The organism is Ciceribacter sp. T2.26MG-112.2 (assembly GCF_900492205.1).
GTDB classification, from domain to species: Bacteria; Pseudomonadota; Alphaproteobacteria; order Rhizobiales; family Rhizobiaceae; genus Allorhizobium; species Allorhizobium naphthalenivorans_A.
The window spans coordinates 77,405-92,835 of the sequence record NZ_UEYQ01000004.1 but is presented as its reverse complement, the minus strand read 5'-3'; the positions used below and the strand labels follow the sequence as shown (position 1 = coordinate 92,835).

15 protein-coding genes are annotated in these 15,431 nt (G+C 63.1%); 9 read left to right on the top strand and 6 right to left on the bottom strand.

Translation table 11 applies throughout. The annotated features are described in order from the left end of the window. The first annotated feature begins 159 nt into the window (after positions 1-159). From minC to minE, 3 genes are read left to right on the top strand one after another with little or no spacing between them, the layout of a single operon-like run. Positions 160-894, top strand: a complete 735-nt coding sequence (gene minC / locus DYZ14_RS08405; protein WP_154720250.1) for a septum site-determining protein MinC — start codon at positions 160-162, stop codon at positions 892-894. Positions 895-923: 29 nt separating this feature from the next. After that, entirely contained in the window at positions 924-1,739 is an 816-nt protein-coding gene (gene minD / locus DYZ14_RS08400) for a septum site-determining protein MinD (RefSeq protein WP_154720249.1), read from the top strand. After that, a complete protein-coding gene (minE, locus tag DYZ14_RS08395; RefSeq protein WP_115670485.1) occupies positions 1,736-1,996 on the top strand; it encodes a cell division topological specificity factor MinE in 261 nt (86 codons plus the stop codon). Before minD ends, minE begins: the two co-directional genes overlap by 4 nt. Before the next feature lie 102 nt (positions 1,997-2,098). On the opposite strand, the gene DYZ14_RS08390 is transcribed toward minE, so the two are convergent. From DYZ14_RS08390 to DYZ14_RS08365, 6 genes are all read right to left on the bottom strand, one after another. Further along, on the bottom strand, positions 2,099-3,628 hold the full coding sequence (locus tag DYZ14_RS08390; RefSeq protein ID WP_154720248.1) for a UxaA family hydrolase: 1,530 nt from the start codon (positions 3,626-3,628) through the stop codon (positions 2,099-2,101). A 66-nt stretch (positions 3,629-3,694) separates the two neighbouring features. Then, positions 3,695-4,615 carry an SMP-30/gluconolactonase/LRE family protein gene (locus DYZ14_RS08385; protein ID WP_154720247.1) on the bottom strand — a complete coding sequence of 307 codons (921 nt, stop codon included), beginning with the start codon at positions 4,613-4,615 and terminating at the stop codon, positions 3,695-3,697. Between the two features lie 42 nt (positions 4,616-4,657). After that, positions 4,658-5,608 carry an ABC transporter permease gene (locus tag DYZ14_RS08380; RefSeq protein WP_154720246.1) on the bottom strand — a complete coding sequence of 317 codons (951 nt, stop codon included), beginning with the start codon at positions 5,606-5,608 and terminating at the stop codon, positions 4,658-4,660. Beyond that, complete coding sequence (locus tag DYZ14_RS08375; RefSeq protein ID WP_154720245.1) at positions 5,605-6,549, bottom strand: ABC transporter permease; 945 nt, start codon at positions 6,547-6,549, stop codon at positions 5,605-5,607. The genes DYZ14_RS08380 and DYZ14_RS08375 overlap by 4 nt, the downstream gene beginning before the upstream one ends. Further along, positions 6,546-8,006: an ATP-binding cassette domain-containing protein gene (locus tag DYZ14_RS08370; RefSeq protein ID WP_154720244.1), complete on the bottom strand. Its 1,461-nt coding sequence runs from the start codon at positions 8,004-8,006 to the stop codon at positions 6,546-6,548. Before DYZ14_RS08370 ends, DYZ14_RS08375 begins: the two co-directional genes overlap by 4 nt. Positions 8,007-8,117: 111 nt before the next feature. Then, positions 8,118-9,131 (bottom strand): ABC transporter substrate-binding protein, encoded by a 1,014-nt coding sequence (locus DYZ14_RS08365; RefSeq protein ID WP_154720243.1) that lies wholly within the window; start codon positions 9,129-9,131, stop codon positions 8,118-8,120. Between the two features lie 283 nt (positions 9,132-9,414). On the opposite strand from DYZ14_RS08365, the gene DYZ14_RS08360 reads away from it, so the two are divergent. The 6 genes from DYZ14_RS08360 to DYZ14_RS08335 all read left to right on the top strand — a co-directional run bounded on the left by DYZ14_RS08360 (position 9,415) and on the right by DYZ14_RS08335 (position 15,409). Continuing rightward, the gene (locus tag DYZ14_RS08360) at positions 9,415-10,644 is read left to right on the top strand and encodes a GAF domain-containing sensor histidine kinase (protein ID WP_154720242.1); all 1,230 of its coding nucleotides are present in this window, start codon (positions 9,415-9,417) and stop codon (positions 10,642-10,644) included. After that, complete coding sequence (locus DYZ14_RS08355) at positions 10,641-11,390, top strand: response regulator transcription factor (RefSeq protein ID WP_154720241.1); 750 nt, start codon at positions 10,641-10,643, stop codon at positions 11,388-11,390. The genes DYZ14_RS08360 and DYZ14_RS08355 overlap by 4 nt, the downstream gene beginning before the upstream one ends. Positions 11,391-11,601: 211 nt before the next feature. Further along, a complete protein-coding gene (locus tag DYZ14_RS08350) occupies positions 11,602-12,315 on the top strand; it encodes a FadR/GntR family transcriptional regulator (protein WP_154720240.1) in 714 nt (237 codons plus the stop codon). Positions 12,316-12,377: 62 nt separating this feature from the next. Beyond that, positions 12,378-13,352 (top strand): sialic acid TRAP transporter substrate-binding protein SiaP, encoded by a 975-nt coding sequence (locus DYZ14_RS08345; RefSeq protein WP_154720239.1) that lies wholly within the window; start codon positions 12,378-12,380, stop codon positions 13,350-13,352. Positions 13,353-13,422: 70 nt separating this feature from the next. Beyond that, positions 13,423-13,998, top strand: coding sequence for a TRAP transporter small permease (locus tag DYZ14_RS08340; protein WP_154720238.1), 576 nt, complete (start codon positions 13,423-13,425; stop codon positions 13,996-13,998). Positions 13,999-14,002: 4 nt separating this feature from the next. Beyond that, positions 14,003-15,409 (top strand): TRAP transporter large permease, encoded by a 1,407-nt coding sequence (locus DYZ14_RS08335; RefSeq protein WP_154720237.1) that lies wholly within the window; start codon positions 14,003-14,005, stop codon positions 15,407-15,409. Positions 15,410-15,431 lie beyond the last annotated feature (22 nt).

Here is a 15,431-nt window from a genome sequence, read left to right as displayed (position 1 = left end):
TCGGTGACCTGTAAATGACCGTCATCCTCACCCGGCCGATCGACCTGCCACTGGTTGTGAAGCAGGCAAAATCTTTCCAGCCGGCGCTCGCCGCGCAAGCGCGTTAACGCTTTGTTAACCATGGGGAGGCTAGCAAGAACTAACCAATCATTAACCCAGATGACCAAAGTGCTAACAGACGCCCGCTCGATCCGAATCAAGGGCCGCTCCTTTATGGCGGTCGTACTCTCGCCCGATCTGCCGCTCGATGAGTGGCTGGCAAGGCTGGACGACCTCGCCGCGCGTTCGGCGGGTTTCTTTCTTGGCCGCCCCGTCGTCCTCGACGTCACGGATCTGGCCATCGATCGTCCCCAGCTGAAGGATCTGCTGGCAGAGCTTCGCAAACGCAATGTCAGCGTCATGGGCATCGAGGGCGGAAGGCCTTCGCTGATCGAACCCGGAATGCCGCCCGCCCTGAAGGGTGGCCGCCCGGCCGCCGATTTCGAAGTGGCGACGAGCGAGGCGGCTGAAGTTTCGCCGGCTACGCAGACGAAGGCCGAGGAGCCGCCTGTCACGCGCCAGGCGCTCCAGTCGCTGATCATCCGCGAACCGGTCCGTTCGGGCCAGTCGGTCACCTTTGCCGACGGAGACGTGACCGTGATCGGCTCGGTCGCCTCTGGCGCCGAAGTCATCGCCGGCGGCTCCATTCACATTTATGGCGCCCTGCGTGGGCGTGCCATGGCCGGATCGCTGGGCAACGCATCGGCCCGTATTTTCTGCCGCAAGCTCGAAGCCGAACTGGTGGCCATCGACGGCATCTACAAGATGGCCGAGGACATGGCACCGGAGCTCCGCGGACAACCCGTACAGTGGTGGCTCGACGACGAGACGCTCAAGGCAGACAAACTCAATTGAGCCGGAAAGGCCAAGAACAGGAGATGAAGATGGGGAAGGTAGTCGTCGTCACGTCCGGCAAGGGAGGGGTTGGCAAGACAACCTCGAGCGCCGCACTGGGTGCAGCGCTCGCGCAGCGTGGCGAGAAGGTCGTCGTGGTCGACTTCGACGTCGGCCTGCGCAATCTCGATCTGGTCATGGGTGCGGAACGCCGGGTCGTCTATGATCTGGTCAATGTCATCCAGGGCGACGCCAAGCTTCAGCAGGCGCTGATCCGCGACAAGCGCGTGGACACGCTCTTCCTGCTGCCAGCCTCCCAGACCCGGGACAAGGACAATCTGACGCCCGAAGGCGTGGAACAGGTGATCAACGAGCTCAGGCGCTATTTCGACTGGGTCATCTGCGACAGCCCCGCCGGCATCGAGCGTGGCGCGACGCTGGCCATGCGCCATGCCGACGTGGCCGTGGTGGTGACCAATCCGGAGGTTTCCTCCGTCCGGGACTCCGACCGCATCATCGGCCTGCTCGACGCCAAGACCGTCAAGGCCGAACAGGGCGAGCGCATGGAGAAGCACCTGCTTTTGACCCGCTACGACGCCAACAGGGCCCAGCGCGGCGACATGCTCAAGGTCGACGACGTCCTGGAGATCCTGTCGATCCCCCTTCTCGGGATCATTCCGGAAAGCATGGATGTTCTTCGTGCCTCCAATATCGGCGCACCGGTCACGCTTGCCGATGCCCGCAGCGCACCGGCGCTCGCCTATTTCGACGCGGCGCGCAGGCTTTGCGGCGAGGAAGTGCCCATCGAGATTCCCGGCGAAAAGCGGGGGCTCTTCGGCAAGATTTTCGCACGGAGGGCAGCATGAGCATTTTCAGCCTGTTCCGCAAACAGAAGTCGGCACCGACCGCGCGCGAGCGCCTGCAGGTCCTTCTCGCCCACGAACGCGCCTCGGCCGGTTCCGATCTCGTCGCCGTGCTTCGCGAGGAGATCCTCGCGGTGATCGCCCGGCACGTGCAGGTCGACGGCGACAAGGTTCACGTCACCATGGAGCGCGACCAGCACGTTTCGATCCTGGAGATCGAAGTCGAGATCCCGCTGGACGGTGCCAGACTGGCAGCCTGACAACCAACTTCGGGACGGGCCGATCGACGATTGGCCCGTCTTTCGTTCGAGCCTCGCAGGTTACGTGCCGCTTTCAACCTGGCAAGGGAGGGTCCGACTCCCTCAGGTGACCGCTCCCACCTGCCACGGAACGAACTCGTTATCTCCGTATTCGAATTCCTCGCTGCGGGTCTTCTTGCCCGAGGCGACGGCAATCACCTCCTCGAAGATCCGCCGGCCGGCCGCCTCGATGGTATCGTCGCCCGTGACGATGTCGCCACAGTTGAGGTCCATGTCCTCCTGCATGTGGCGGTACATTTCAGAATTGGTAGCGATCTTGATGCAGGGCGCCGGCTTGAAACCGGAAACCGAACCGCGGCCGGTGGTGAAACAGATGACGTTGCAGCCACCCGCGACCTGGCCCGTTACCGCGACCGGGTCATAGCCGGGCGTATCCATGAAGACGAAGCCGGACTCGGTGATCATCTCGGCATATTCGTAGACGGCCGACAGCGGCATGGAGCCGCCCTTGGCGACCGCCCCCAGCGATTTCTCGAGGATGGTGGTGAGCCCGCCGAGCTTGTTGCCGAAGGAGGGATTGTTGTTGAGTTCGTCACCGTTTCGCGCCGTGTAGTTGCGCCACCATTCGATCCGATCGAGAAGCTTCTGGGCAACCGCCGGACTGACCGCGCGACGCGTCAGCAAATGCTCGGCGCCGTAGATTTCCGGCGTCTCGGCCAACACCGACGTACCTCCGTTCCGGACCAGCAGATCGGAAGCAAAACCAAGTGCGGGATTGGCCGAAATGCCTGAATAGCCATCCGATCCGCCACATTCGAGCGCAAGCTTGATGCCGGACAGCGGCTGGGGCGTGCGGCCGACCGCATTGACGAGCGGCAGCATTTCCTGAATCGCCTCGCAGGCCGCCTCGATGGTCTTGCGCGTGCCACCCGTATGCTGGATCGTCATGGTCTTGAGAAGCGCGCCTTCGGCAAGCTTGTAATGCTCCAGGATGGGGGCGATCTGGTTGGTCTCGCAACCGAGGCCGATCATCAGAATGCCACCGAAATTCGGATGGCGGGCATAGCCCTGGATGGTTCGGGTCAGGATCTCATAACCCTCGGACTTGGTGTTGATGGCGCAGCCGCTGCCATGGGTCAGAGCCACCACGCCGTCGACATTGGGAAAACCCTCGAGCCCGTGATGCCGGTTGAAATGCTCCGCCACATAGCGCGAGACGGTCGCCGAACAGTTCACCGATGAAATGATACCGATGTAGTTGCGGGTGCCGACCCCACCCGCCCCCCGGTCGAAGCCCATGAAGGAGCGCCGTTCGGCCTTTGGCAACAGTTCCGGGCCGGGGACACCGCCGAATTCGTAAGCGTGATGCGATTCGATCATGGACAGATTGTGCAGGTGCACATGCGCCCCTGCCTCGATCGGTTCCGACGCAACCCCGATGACCTGGCCAAACTTCAGCACCTCCTTGCCCTTGGCAATGGCGTGCAGCGCGATCTTGTGGCCACGCCCGATCTGGACCTTGGCCACCAGCCCTTCCGGCCCGGCCGGCGCGCCGGCGGCAATCGCCTTGCGGGCAACGCCGACGTCATCGGCGGGGTTGAGGATGATGATCGGCGAAATGGCAGCGTTCATGGCCGGGGCTCCCTGGCAGAAATGATGCAAAGAGGTGAGGTCCGATGCCCGGTTCGGCAAGCTGCCTCATGGATACTGGGCGCCGGTGGCCGTGGTGTAGACGGCATAGAGCGAGCGCGTTGCGGTGATGAAGAGCCGGTTGCGACGCAGCCCGCCGAAGGTCAGGTTGGCGACGGTCTGCGGCACCAGGATCTTGCCGAGCAGGGTCCCGTCAGGCGCGAAGCAATGCACGCCGTCTCCCGCACTGGTCCAGACATTGCCGGCCGTGTCGGTGCGCAATCCGTCGGGAATGCCGTTGTCGAGATCGCAGAACACCCGACCGTTCACCAGGCGGGTGCCGTCCTCGACGTCGAAGACACGAATATGGCTCGGCGCCGTCTCGTCGTGGCTTCTGGCGCTATCCGCCACATAGAGCATCGTCTCGTCGGGCGAGAAGGCCAGACCGTTCGGTTGGCGGAAATCGTCGGCGACGAGCGAAAGAGCGCCGCTTGCCGGATCGAGGCGATAGACATTGCGTGTCGGCTGCTCCGGCTCGGCGCGGTAGCCCTCATAGTCTGACAGGATGCCGTAGGTGGGGTCGGTGAACCACACGCTGCCATCCGATCGGACCACCACGTCGTTCGGCGAGTTAAGCCGCTTTCCCTCAAAGCTGTCGGCAAGTACCGTGATGCTTCCATCGACTTCAGTGCGGGTCACGCGGCGCGTTCCATGCTCGCAGGAAATCAGCCGGCCCTGGCGGTCACGGGTGTTGCCGTTGGTGAAATTGGACGGCTCGCGGAAGACCGACACATCCCCGCCGGGCGAACAGCGGAGCATGCGCTGGTTGGGGATGTCGCTGAACAAAAGGCAGTTGAGATCGGCGAACCAGACCGGGCCTTCGGCCCAGCGGCAATCGGAATAGAGCTCATCCAGCCCGGCACTCGGCACGATCAACTGCCGAAACCGCGGATCTCTGATTTCGTAAATCGATGAAGGGACAGTCACCATGGCCGTATTCCCGAAAGACTGAAGAATGAAATGGACGATGCGTCACCGGACGCCCCGCTGAGGACGGCTTGCGAGCAGGATGACGGTGAAGATGATCAGGCCGGTGAGGATCAGGCGCACGCCTGCGCCGAAGCCATAGGTGTTGAGCATCGAGACGACCAGGAACATGAAGAGCGATGCACCCCAGATGCCCGGCACGTTGGAATTTCCGCCGGCGACCGCCGAGCCGCCGATGACGACCACGGCGATCGACATCAGCAGATATTCCGATCCCATGTTGAGCGCGGCGCCGCCTGAGAAACTCGCCAGCAGATAGCCGCAGGTGGCCGCGAGCACAGCGCACAGCACATAGGTCAGCAGGCGCGAGCCGTCGACGGGGATACCGGCCATGCGGGCGGCGAAACGGCTCTGGCCGATCGCCGAGATCCAGCGTCCGAAGATGGCCCGATCCAGCAGCCACCACACCGCGACGGACAATACAAGCGCCACCAGCGCGATGTTGGGAATGCCGAGCGTCGTCGAGGTGGTGAACTGCGCCAGGGTTTCGGGCGGCTTGATCCTGAGGCCGCGATTGTACCATATGGCCGAGGACTGGACGATGAAGCTCATCGACAGCGTGGCGATGATCGGCGGAATGCGCAGCAGCTTGATCAGCGCATAGTTCAGCACACCGACGACCACGCCGATCAGGATTGCCAGGAGCAGGCCGACCACAATCAGCGAATCCTGCCCGTCCATCACCTTGAGCGCGATCGTGCCCGACAGCGTCATCGTCGCCGGCACAGAGAGATCGACATTGCCCGGCCCAAGGGTGATCACCAGCATCTGGCCGAGACCGACAATGATGGAAAAGGCGCCAAAGGTAAGCGCGGCCTGGGACAGGCCCGCTGAACTGGCGCCTCCGGTAAACAGCACCGTTATGATCCAGGTCGCGATGGCGGCAACGAACGACCAGATCCAGGGTTTGCGGGAGAGAGCGGTCAGACGGTTCATGGCTGCTTCTCCTCCTGGCCGCGGCGGTTGAGCACCAGCCGAAGCCCGAGCACGATGATGAGGATCGCCCCCTGCGCGCCGATCTGCCAGTCGGGCGAGATGCGCAGGAAGGACAGGAACGAGCCGGCCAGTGTCAGCGTCAGCGCGCCGATCACGGCACCGACCGGCGAGACGCGTCCACCGACGAATTCACCGCCACCGAGAATGACGCCGGCGATCGACAGGAGCGTGTAACGCAGTGCGATATTGGCATCCGCCGAGGTCGTGAGACCAACCAGCGCAATGCCCGACAGGATGGCGAAGAAGCCCGCCGCCGCATAGGTCGCACCCTTGATCCACAGCACCGACCAGCCGGCGCGCGCAACCGATCGGGCATTGCCGCCGACGCCGCGCATCAGCACGCCGAAGGTGGTGCGCATGACCAGCAGGTGGGCAACCAGGGCGATCAGCAGGCTTGCGACGATGGCCATCGGCAGGAGCGGCGGCTTGGAAATCATCATCGCGCGCAACCAGGCCGGCGCTTCGCCGCCCGGCGCCGGCAGAATGATGACGGCCAGCCCGCCCCAGACGAAGCTCATGCCGAGCGTGACGACAATCGACGGCAGGTCGCGCACGTGGATGATCATACCGAGCGCGGCATAGACGGCGATCGCGGCAGACAGGATGGCGATCGCCGTCAACGGGGCGGTCGGCATGTAGACCGCCGTGACGCAGGCGGCGAAACTGACGAAAGTACCGATCGACAGGTCCAGATCGTTGACCGCGATGATCAGCATCTGGGCGATCGTCGCAAGCGCGATCGGTACGGCCAGGTTGAACAGCAGGTTGAGCCCGGTATAGCTCATGGCCCGCGGCTGCATGTAGAAGATGGCGACCAAAAGGATCGCAAGCGACACGGCCGGCAGCATCAGGCGCAGGGTGGATGCGGAAGGTGTCGTCATACCGCATCTCCCGAGAAGGATGCGGAAAGCACGCTCTTCTCCTCAATCGCGTCGCCCACGAGTTCCGCGACAATCGCCCCGTCCCTGAACACATAGACCCGGTCGCACAGGCAGATTTCGTCCATTTCGGTGGAGTACCAGATGAATGTCCGGCCGCGGTCGGCCTCCGATCTCAGAATGGCATAGACCTCCTGCTTGGTGCCGATGTCGACGCCGCGCATCGGGTCGTCCATCAGCACGATATCGGCTTTGGTGGCGAGCGCCCGGGCAAACAGCACCTTCTGCTGGTTGCCGCCGGATAACGAGAGAATCGGATTGTTCATGTCCGGCGTGCGGATCTCCATGCGTTGCTTCCAGTCTGCGCCGAGTGCCTCTTCTCGCGGTGCGCCGATCGCGGCGAGCCGCGAAAGATGAGGCAGGCTGCCGATCGAAAGATTCTTCAATATGCTCCAGAGGGGAAAGGTGCCGTTGAGCGCGCGGTCGCCCGCAACGAAGGCAATCGCGTCACCGTGACCGGGAAGCCAGTTGCCGCTACGGTCGCGGAACAGGGCAAGCAGCATGTCGGTCTGACCATGTCCGCCAAGTCCGGCAAGCCCGATGATCTCGCCGCTGCGGGCACGAAAGCCGATCTGCGACCCCTCCTCGGGCGGTCGGTCGATCGTGAAGGGCGCATCTTGACGCTCCTTGCCAACCCCGCGCATGCGTTCCTTGACCACGCTGCCCATGGCTTCGACGAGGCTATGCACGCTGAATCCGCCCGCCGGCCGCGACGTCACCACCCGGCCATCCTTCATCACGACGATCCGGCTGGAGGTCGAGAGGATCTCGCCGAGGATATGGGAAATCAACAGCACCGACCCGCCCGACGCGACGAAACGACGGACATGGGCGAGCAATTGCTCGGCAAGGCCTGCGTCCAGCGACGAGGTCGGCTCGTCCAGGATGACCAGACGCGGCGCCTCGGTGACTGCGGCAAAGGTGATGGCGATCTCCACCATCTGCCGCTCGGCGATCGACAGTTCGCCCACCGTCGCGGAGCAGTCGATGTGATTGCCGGGAAAGATCTCGTCGAGTTTGCTGCGGATGAGTGACAGTGCCCGCTTGCGCCAGCCGAAACCCTTCAGCCCGGCATGCATGACGCGGGTGTTCTCGACGATGGTAAGGTTCGGGCAGAGCGACAGTTCCTGGAACACGCAGCGTACGCCGTTGGCGCGGGCCGTGGCGATGCCGCCGACACCCTCCACGCCGCCATAGGCGATCGTGCCCTGATGCGGCAGCAGTCCACCATTGATCACATTGACGATGGTCGACTTGCCGGCACCATTATGGCCGACCAGTCCGACCGCCTCGCCGGGAAGGATGGTCAGGTCGACGCCGTCGAGCGCCTTGACCGCGCCGAACTCGACCCTGATCCCGCGCGCGGAGACGACCGCCTGCTGTTCGGCTTCAATACTCATGCCTTTGGCCAATGTTCGTCCGAAAATTCATGGGATGACCACCCGGCGCCAGGTTGGGGGCGCCGGGTGGCGGGAGTCACGGCGGCGTGAAGCTCCGCCGTGTTGAGACCGTTACTTGCTGTTGATGACCGCCTGCGCGTCCTCGAGCGAGTATTCGACGTTGGCGACCCCGCCCTTCTCCGTGGTCTCGAGGTTTTTCTCGAGATTGTCCTGGTCGATGCGCAGGAAGGGCACCACGAGATCCTTCTTCACGTCCTTGCCGTCGAGGATCTGTTGCGCGACCCAGAAGGCAAGCGTCGAGACGCCCGGCGCGATCGAGACCGACATGGTCTCGTAGCCGTTCGCGTCCTTCTGCTTCTTCCACCACTGCAGTTCGTCCTCGCGATTGCCCATGACGATCGTGGGCATCGGACGCTTGGCGGCGTCGAACGCCTGGGCGGCGCCATAGCCGTCACCACCCTGGGTCACGACGGCGGCGATCTCCGGCAGGCTCGGAAGGATGCCGGCGACGGCGCGCTGGGCGACGTCCTGGGCCCAGTCGCCATGGACCGAGCCGGCGATCTTGAACTGCGGGAACTGCTTGACGCCCTCATGAATGCCCGCGGAAATCTCGTCATCGACGAACACGCCGGCAAGGCCGCGGATCTCGAGCAGATTGCCGCCGTTCGGGATCTTCTTGGACAGGTATTCGACCTGGCTGCGGCCCATTTCCTTGAAGTCGACTGCAATGCGCCAGGCACAGGGTTCGGTGACGATGCCGTCGAACGAGACGACGACGATGCCGGCATCGCAGGCTTCCTTGACGGCGCCGTTGAGCGCGGTCGGGGAAGCCGCATTGACGACGATGGCGTCATAGCCCTCCAGGATCATGTTCTGGATCTGCGCGGCCTGCTCGGTCGCCTGGTTCTCGGCCGTGGTGAAGGGATCGGCCGCGGCGACGACACCGGCCTTCACGGCTTCCTTGGTCACCTTGTCCCAGCTGGTCAGCATGGCCTGGCGCCAGGAATTGCCGGCGTAGTTGTTGGATAGGGCGATCTTCTTGCCGGACGTGTCGGCAAGGGCGGAAATCGGCATCGCGGCGCACACCAGCGCCACCGACGCCAGGAGTATTTTCCTGATGGTCATGTCTCTCTCCCAAGATGCCGGTCGGTATCCGGCGGATTTCCGGGGCCACTCCTCAACGGCTGATCCGGAAATGTTGCTTCCTGAGGTCTGTCGCCTCAGTGAAAAGCAGGATGGAGGAAATCAAAAAAACTGTATAGACGAATTGAAGCACGGAGCCTGCGGGATCCCGCAGGATATTTGCGGATCCTCGCAAGACGCCGCTGGCGGAACTTGCGCTAATGTAGCGCAATGCGAATTGGTTTCGCGGCTCGGGAGGGAGCCTCGACGCCAGGGGAGGAAGACGATGCTGGAAGACGCCTCGGCCGCGTTGTTTGGCCAGTACCTGACGATCTCGCGCCTGCTCGCCGGCCAGCTCGATTTCCATTCCGCCATACGCGCGGTGGCCAAGGAAATCAACCTGATCATTCCCAACGACCACATGGATGTCTGCATCATCACGCCGGGCAGCACCTACCACACCGCCTATGAAAGCGGTTTCGAGACCGACTGGGGCAAGATGTCCGCGGCTTTGATCGCCAACAGTCCGATCCGCGATCTCCTCACCGGCAAGGTCGATCAGATGCTGACGGCCGATGCGAGCACCGACCCTGCCTTCAACTTCCCCGGCGCCTTTTCCAAGCCGATTTTCGACTATGGTCTGCGGAGCCGCCTGCACGTGGCGCTCAAAGTGCACGGCGAGGTCATCGGCGCCCTGTCCTGCTCCAGCCTTCAAGCCGATTTCTATACCGCGGCGGACCTGGCGCGGGCCCGCTCGATCGCCGACCTGCTCGCTCCCTATTTCTTCGCGCTGCGCGCCGCCGAGCAGGCGAAGCGCTCGGCCATCATCGAGGCCGAGGCGCGGGCGCGCGAGGAAGGCTTGCGCCTCGGCGCCTTGCGGCTGACGGAGGCCCTGGAGGCCGAACGCCAGAGGATCGGCATGGACCTGCACGACCAGACGCTGGCCGACCTCACCCGTTTCGCCAAGCGGCTGGAACGGCTGAGCCTCATGCCGTCGATCAGCGGCGAGACGCTCGAGCCCCTGTTTCGCAGCCTGCAGCACTCGATGCAGGACCTCAGGCAGATCATCGAGGAGGCCCGGCCCTCCGTCCTGCAACTGTTCGGCCTTGCCGATGCCATCGAGAATCATCTCGAACGCTCGGTCAAGGACAGCGGGATGAGCATCGATCATCAGCTTCTCGACGAGACTGATGGTGCGACCGACCGGCTGGGGCATTCCGTGCGTGTCGCACTGTTCCGCATCGCCCAGGAGGCGATCAACAATGCCATTCGCCATTCCCAGGGTGACCGTATCACCGTTCGCCTTGCCTGCTCGAACGGAAAATTGCTGCTGGAGATCCGCGACAGCGGCATCGGCATCGGCAAGGTGGCGCGAAGGCCCGGCAGCGGACTGGAGAACATGGCGACCCGGGCCCGACTGATTTCAGCCGGGTTCAACTATGGCCGGGAGAACGACGAGACCTTTGTCCGCGTCTGCATGCCGCTGCCGGATCAGGCACAGGAGGACCACGCATGAAGGTTCTGATTATCGAAGACGATGCGCTTCACCGAGCCTATCTCAACGAGGCCGTACGCTCTGCCCTGCCGGAATGCGACACCGTTTTCGAAGCCGAGAACGGCCTCACCGGCGAGAAGCTGGCGCGCGAGCAGCGGTCGGAATTCATCGTCATGGACCTGCAGATGAGCCCGCGAAACGGCATCGAGGCCGCCCGGACGATCTGGAAGGAGCGGCCGGACACCCACATTCTGTTCTGGTCGAACTATGCCGACGAGGCCAATGTCCGCGGCATTGCCCGCATCGTGCCGGAAGGTGCGGCCTATGGCTACGTGCTGAAATCCGCATCCGACGAGCGCCTGCGCCTCGCCCTGCGGTCTATCTTCATCGAGGGCCAATGCGTGATCGACCGGGAGGTTCGCGGCCTGCAGCAGAAGAGCCTCGGCCATGCCAAGGGCTTTTCCGATTCGGAATATGAAATCTTGATCGACATCGCCCTCGGGCTGACCGACAGGGCCATTGCGCGCCGCCGCAATCTGTCGCTGCGCAGCGTCCAGAACCGCCTGCAGCAGCTCTATGAGAAACTCGGCGTCTATCAGCCGGTCGGCGACGATGCGGAGGAAGGCCGGTTCAATCTGCGCGCCCGGGCGGTCACCGTGGCGCTGCTGCGCAAGCTGCTCAACCACAATGCGCTGGAACGCGCCGAGGCGGAACTTGAGCAATGGCTGGAGCGCAAGCCGGGCACGACACGCTCGGCTTCCGCCTGAGGGCATCCGTTCCGCCGCTTGAACTCCACGGTAAATCAGGTCGCTAAGGTCCGGATCGGCTGGCCGATCGCGGAAATGCGCAGCGTCGGGCATAATTGTCCTTCGTCAACAAATGCGGTTGACTCCGGAAATTTATGCGCTCTAATGGAAAAATTGGTAAGACCACTTTACCAAAGCGCGCACGGGAGGACGTGCGCCGAGGAGGTTTTAAATGTTTGTGGCCTTGGAGCCGCGCCGCCTTTATCGGCAGGTCGCGGATCGGATACGCGCGCTGATCGAAGCCGGCGAACTGGTCGTCGGCGAGCGGCTTCCTGCCGAGCGCGACCTGGCCGAGCGGTTCGGCGTGTCCCGCCCGACCGTGCGCGAGGCCCTGATCGTTTTGGAGGTCGAAGGCTATATCCAGATCCGCATGGGCTCCGGCGTCTACATCGCCCAGAAGCCGGCAAGCAGGCCGGCAATCCTGCCGGCCGATGAGGTCGACGGCCCGTTCGAAATCCTCCAGGCCCGCTGCATCGTCGAAAGCGCCATCGCCGAGGAGGCGGCCCGCCACGCCACGCCGCAAGGCATCGCCCGGCTCGACGAAATGCTCGCGCGCATGGAACAGGCGGTGGAGCAACCCGAGCGCGCCATCGCCGCCGACCTCGCCTTCCATTCCGCCATCGCCGACATGATCGGCAATTCCGCGCTTCGCCACTTCATCAGCCTTTTGATCGACAAACGCACCTCGCCCTATTTCCAGAAGCTGGCGAGCTATTTCGAAGGCCCCCACACCTGGCAGAGGGCGGTCGAGGAGCACAAGGCGATCCGCGACGCCATCGCGGCGGGCGATCCGTCCGCGGCACGCGAGGCCATGCGCCGGCACCTGACCTTGGCGCAAAAGAGATTCTCAGAAAGCTTCGGGGAGGAGCCGGCGAGGGAAGACTGATCCTGCCGCATTCAGCGGAGGAGCAGGAGAGAGAAGTCTGAAATCAATTTCGGGAGGAAAGAATGACATTCAGATTGAAGACCATCCTTGGCGCAACCGCGCTTATCCTGGTGTCGGCTCTGGCGGCTCAGGCCGAAACGGTGCTGAAATGGGCCCATGTCTATGAGACCTCGGAGCCATTCCATACCGAATCGGTATGGGCTGCCGAGGAGATCGCCAAGCGCACCGAGGGTCGCTACAAGGTCGAAGTCTATCCGGCCTCGCAGCTCGGCAAGGAAGCCGACATCAACCAGGGCCTGAAGCTCGGTACCGTCGACATCATCATTTCCGGCTCGAGTTTCGCCGCACGCGACTTCAAGCCGATCGGCGTCACCTATTTCCCCTATATCTTCCGGGACCCGAGCCATCTTCTGGCCTACACGAAAAGCGACATATTCAAGCGCCTGTCCAAGGGCTATGAGGATGCCACCGGCAACCACATCACCGCCGTCACCTATTACGGCACCCGCCACACGACCTCCAACAAGCCGATCGAGAAATGCGCCGACATGGCCGGCCTGAAGATCCGCGTTCCGGACGTCCCGGCCTATCTCGCCATGCCGCGCGCCTGCGGCGCCAACACCACGCCGATCGCCTTTGCCGAAGTCTACCTGGCGCTGCAGAACGGCACCGTCGAGGCCCAGGAAAATCCGCTGACGACCATCGAGGCCAAGAAGTTCTACGAGGTGCAGAAGAACATCGTCCTCACCGGCCACATCGTCGACCACCTGAACACCGTCGTTTCCAAGACGCTGTGGGGCAATCTCTCCGATGCAGACAAGGCGATCTTCACCGAGGTGATGCAGGAAGCCGCCGCGCGCGCCACCAAGATCATCGAAGAGCGCGAGAACAAGCTGGTCGACACCTTCAAGGAAAAAGGCATCAACGTCGTCACGGTCGACAAGGCCGACTTCGAGAAGACCGTTCTCGAAAAGGTCACCTTCGAGGAATTCGGCTACGACAAGGCCGACTGGGAAGCCATCCGCGCGGTCCAGTGATCGCGCCACTCCCGGCGCCTCATCGGCGCCGGGTTTCACCTTCGCAAATTCCGCTCGCTGGAGCTTTCCCATGACCGACCAAAAACACGCGCCGATCAGCGTGGACGAGATGGCGCACGCCTTCGAGGAGGACACCGGCCCGGCCGATCTCTCGCGCTACGCGATCGAGGACTGGCTGACGCTGGCCATCTTCTGGGGCATGGCGGCTTGCGTCTTCCTGCAGTTCTTCACCCGCTATGCCTTGAACAACAGCCTGGCCTGGACGGAGGAGATCGCCGCCAACTGTCTCGTCGTCATCGTCTTTCTCGGTTCGGTCATGTGCGTGCGCATGTGCCGCCATATCCAGGTCGACCTGCTTTATCGCCTGATGTCGAAGCGCGCCGCACGCCTTCTCCAAGGCGCCGTGGATCTCGTCGTCATCGGCTTCTTCGCCTACGCCACCTGGCTGATGTGGCGCTATGTGGCAGTGGTGGGCAGCGAACGCATGGTCACGGTCGACCTTCCGCGCGGCTTCGTCTTCTACACGGTGCTGGCCTCCTTCGCCCTGATGTTCGTCCGTTCGGTGCAGAACCTCGTCAAGGACATGACCAGCGCAAAGACGGTTCGCGAGCAGGCTGAAGAAGCCGACATTCCGGCAGGAGTATAAAACAGTGCTGCTTCTCATCGGTGCCTTCCTTTTGCTCATGATCATCGGCACGCCGGTCGCCGTCGCCATGGCCGTTGCCTCGCTATCCTATCTCCTGGTCTACGGCGTCGCCCCCGATATCATCGCCGCGCAGCGCATGATCGCCGGCGTCGAGAGCTTTCCGCTGATCGCCGTGCCCTTCTTCATCCTGGCCGGCAATCTGATGAACATCGCCGGCGTCACCGGACGCATCTACCATTTCGCCCTGTCGCTGGTCGGCTGGATGAAGGGCGGCCTGGCCCAGGTCAACATCATCGGCTCGGTGGTCTTCTCCGGCATGTCCGGCACCGCACTTGCCGATGCCGCCGGCATCGGCACGATCGAAATCAAGGCAATGAAGGATCACGGCTATCCGGTCGAGGCAGCCGTCGGCGTCACCGCCGCCTCGGCCACGCTCGGCCCCATCTTCCCGCCCTCGCTGCCCTTCGTCATCTACGGCATGATGGCCAATGCCTCGATCGGCGCGCTGTTCATGGCCGGCATTCTGCCCGGCATCGTCATGACTGCGCTGCTGATGCTGACCGTCTACATCTTTGCCCGTCGCAAGGGCTGGGGTTCGGACACGCCGTTCGAACTGCGCCGGCTGATGGGCGCCTCGCTCGAGATCGTCATCGTTCTGTGCTTCCCCGCGGCGATCTATCTGCTGATCATGGCGGGACTGTCCGTCAATGTCGCGGTGTTGATCGGGCTGGTCCTGCTCGTCGCGCTCGACTGGTTTTTCGATTTCCACGCGGTCATGGCGCTGATGACCCCGGTTCTTCTGATCGGCGGCATGACCATGGGCTGGTTCACGCCCACGGAAGCGGCTGTCGCTGCGGTGATCTGGTCGCTGTTCCTCGGCCTGGTACGCTACCGCACCATGACCTTCAGGGCGCTGGCCAAGGCCTCGTTCGACACGATCGAGACGACGGCTTCGGTGCTGTTCATCGTCACGGCAGCCTCGATCTTCGCCTGGCTTTTGACGGTCAGTCAGGCGGCCCAGTTGTTCTCCGACTTCATGTTCTCGCTGACAGACAACTGGTGGACCTTCCTCATCCTGGTCAACATCCTGCTGCTGATCATCGGCGCCTTCCTCGACACGATCGCCGCCATCTCCATCCTGGTGCCGATCCTCATGCCGGTCGCGGCCCGCTACGGTATCGACCCGGTGCATCTCGGTCTGATCATCACCTTGAACCTGATGATCGGTCTCTTGACCCCGCCGGTCGGCATGGTGCTGTTCGTGCTGTCGCGGATCTCGAAATTGTCGGTGGAACGCACGACCATGGCCATCCTGCCCTGGATGATCCCGCTGTTCGTCGCCCTGCTGTTGATCACCTTCATTCCGGCCCTCACGCTCTGGCTGCCGACGCAGCTTGGCCTGATCCGCTGACAAATAAGCCCGCGTGCCCCGG